Source organism: Acidocella sp. (assembly GCF_013044125.1).
Lineage (GTDB): Bacteria > Pseudomonadota > Alphaproteobacteria > Acetobacterales > Acetobacteraceae > Acidocella.
This window is the reverse complement of record NZ_JABEVC010000146.1, coordinates 1-3,102: the sequence shown is the minus strand read 5'-3', so window position 1 is coordinate 3,102 and position 3,102 is coordinate 1. Positions and strand designations below refer to the sequence as shown.

Annotated in this window: 3 protein-coding genes; all 3 read left to right on the top strand. The window is 66.8% G+C overall.

The window, feature by feature from the left end; all coding sequences use genetic code 11:
• On the top strand, positions 1–1,324 hold a 1,324-nt coding region (rfaE2, locus tag HKL97_RS09120), incomplete at its 5' end, for a D-glycero-beta-D-manno-heptose 1-phosphate adenylyltransferase (protein WP_291424590.1).
• 90 nt (positions 1,325–1,414) lie between these two features.
• Positions 1,415–2,104: a GNAT family N-acetyltransferase gene (locus HKL97_RS09115; RefSeq protein ID WP_291424587.1), complete on the top strand. Its 690-nt coding sequence runs from the start codon at positions 1,415–1,417 to the stop codon at positions 2,102–2,104.
• A gap of 140 nt (positions 2,105–2,244) precedes the next feature.
• Positions 2,245–3,102: outer membrane protein (locus HKL97_RS09110; protein ID WP_291424586.1), on the top strand; the 858-nt coding region annotated here is incomplete at its 3' end.

Below are 3,102 nucleotides of genomic sequence, written 5' to 3'. Positions count from 1 at the left end.
GCCGATCCTCACCGTGACGCGCGAAGTGGCGATGCCGGGCGGGGCCGGCAATGTGGTGCGCAACCTCATCGCGCTGAATGCCTCGGCGGCGTTTGTCTCCGTGGTGGGCGACGATGCGGCGGGCTCGGACCTGACCGGGCTGATCGGCGGGCAGGAGCGCGTGGAGCCCTGGCTGCTGGTGCAGGGCGGGCGCACGACAACGCTGAAGACACGCTACATCGCCCAGGGGCAGCACCTGATCCGCGCCGACCGCGAGGAGACCGTGGCGCTGCCGGCGCGGCTGGCCGAGCGGCTGGTGCGCATTGCGCTCGACGCGATGGCGGCCACCACCGTCACCATCCTCTCCGACTACCGCAAGGGCGTGCTGAGCCCCGAGGTGGCGGGGCAGTTGATCGCGGGGGCCAAGAAGCTCGGCCGCCAGGTGATCGTGGATCCGAAAGGCCGCGATTACGCGCTGTATGCGGGGGCGGACGTGATAACCCCCAACCGGCGCGAGCTGGCCGAAGCCACCGGCATGCCGGTGGATAGCGAGGCTGGGATCGTCGCCGCGGCGCGCAAGCTGATGGCCGCGCATGGTTTCGGCGCCGTGCTCGTCACCCGCTCCGAAGACGGCATGAGCCTGGTGATGCAAGGCGAGGTGCACCATTTCCCCGGCGAAGCAAAAGAGGTGTTCGACGTATCGGGCGCGGGCGACACCGTGGTGGCGACGCTCGCCGCCGCGCTGGCCGCCAATGTGCCGCTGCCCGAGGCGGCACGGCTGGCCAATATCGCGGGGGGGATCGTCGTCGGCAAAGTGGGGACCGCGGTGACGCATCCGGCGGATATTCTGGCCGCCATCGCCCCCGCCACCGGCGCGCTGACCAAGGTGGTGACCGCCGCCGCCGCCGCCGAAGCCGCCGAGCGCTGGCGCACGCGCGGCTACAGGGTGGGATTCACCAACGGGTGTTTCGACCTGCTGCATCCCGGCCATGTGCATCTGCTGGAGCAATGCCGGGCGATGTGCGACCGGCTGATTGTCGGCATCAACTCCGATGCTTCAGTGAAGCGGCTGAAAGGCCCCACCCGCCCAGCGCAAGGCGAGGCGGCGCGCGCGGCGGTGCTGGCGTCGCTGGCGAGCGTGGATCTGGTCTGCCTGTTCGAGGAGGATACGCCGATCGAGGTGATCAAGCTGATCAAGCCGGATCTGCTGATAAAAGGCTCGGACTACACGCGCGAGACGGTGGTGGGCGCGGAGCTGGTAGAAAGCTGGGGCGGCGCGGTGGCGTTGGCCGAGCTGCTGCCGGGACATTCCACCACGGCCACGCTGGCGCGCCTGCGTGGCTAGTGGGACACGTCATTGAAAATACCGTGTCCCACTAGCGTCATATTTCGCGCGCGCCGCCCACCAACCCGCGCGCAGTACCCTGCGTCATGAATGACGCAGGGTACTAGGGATTTGCCGCTGGGGCCGCAGGTGGACGCTTGGCCGCGCCCCCTGCCCGCGCGCACGCCAATGGCGGGGGTTTATGTAGCGCTGGAGCCGCTGCACCGGCGCCACACGGCTGAGCTGTTCGAGGCGATGCGCGGCGCGGAGGCAAGCTTCACCTATATGAGCTACGGCCCGTTCGCCTCGCAGGACGAGCTTGGCAAATGGATCGCCGCCAGCGCCGCGCTGCACGACCCGATGGTCTGGGCGGTGCGCCCGGTGGCGACGGGCATGGCCTCGGGCTGGCTCGCGCTGCTGGATATGGAACCCGCGCATGCCGCCATCGAACTGGGCAACATCTGGTTCTCGCCGCGCATGCAGCGCACCCGCGCGGCCACCGAGGCGATGTTTCTGCTGCTGCGCCGCGCCGCCGACGAGCTGGGCTACCGGCGGCTGGTGTGGAAATGCAACGCGCAGAACGCGGCCTCGGTAAGCGCCGCGCAACGGCTGGGTTTCACGCCCGAGGGCCTGCTGCGCGCGCATAAAGTGGTGAAGGGGCACCAGCGCGACACGGCGATGTTCAGCATCACCGCGCCGGAATGGCCCAGCCGCCGCGATGCGCTGACAGCCTGGCTGGCGGCGGAGAATTTTGCCCCTGACGGCACCGCGAAGCAGGGACTGGCCGCGCTGCGCGGTTAAAACCGGCTCCTTTGTGGCCCTGCGGCCACACCTGCGCGCATTTTTCTGGCTGCGCGATAAAATGACCCGAATCATTGCGAAACTTCGCCGGAATTGTAGCATATTTCCGTTGTCTTAACTTTATCCATCAGGAGGCAGTTATGAACTTTCGCTTCATTCTCGCTGCGGCGACTTGCCTTGCCCTGCCGCTTGCGGCGCACGCGCAACCTGTCACCGGGCCTTATGTGAGCCTGGAAGGCGGTGCGGATTTCCTTATGCCCGTCACGTTCCATGAATCCCTGCACGGCACGAGCGGCAAGATGCTATACCGCCCCAGCTATGCCGGCGTGGCGTCGCTCGGCTATGGGTTCGGCGATGGGTGGCGGGTGCAGCTAAGCATGGATGATCTGCATACCACCCTGCATGAGATCGACGATTCCGCCTTTGGGCATCTCCGGTCGAGCGGCACCCACTCCACCTGGGGGCCGATGGTTGATGTACTCTATGACATGAATATCGGCCTGCCGGTTTTCCCCTATGTGGGAGCGGGCGCCGGGTATCAATGGGTGCAATATAAGGTCAATGGGCCGTTCTACGCTTCCGGAACGAAGGGAGGCTTCGCCTATAATCTGATCGCCGGGCTTTCGTACCCGATCTCGGCTGTGCCCGGCCTGTCCGTAACCGCCGAATACCGCTTCACGCAGATGGTTACCGACATCAAGGGCGGCGAGAGCATCCCCGGCGGCTACCCGGTTGGCTCACCGATCCCCGGCACGTTGAAATATGGCGATCAGTCGACCAACTCAATCCTGCTTGGCCTGCGCTACCAGTTGTTCAACGCCCCCGCCCCCGCGCCGGCGGTGGCTCCGGTTGCCGCCCCGGTTGCCGCGGCTCCAGCACCTGCCCCGGCCCGCACCTATCTGGTGTTCTTTGACTGGGATAAGGCCAGCCTGACCCCGCGTGCGACCCAGATCATCGCGCAGGCGGCGTCCGACAGCAAAACCCAGGCCACCACGACG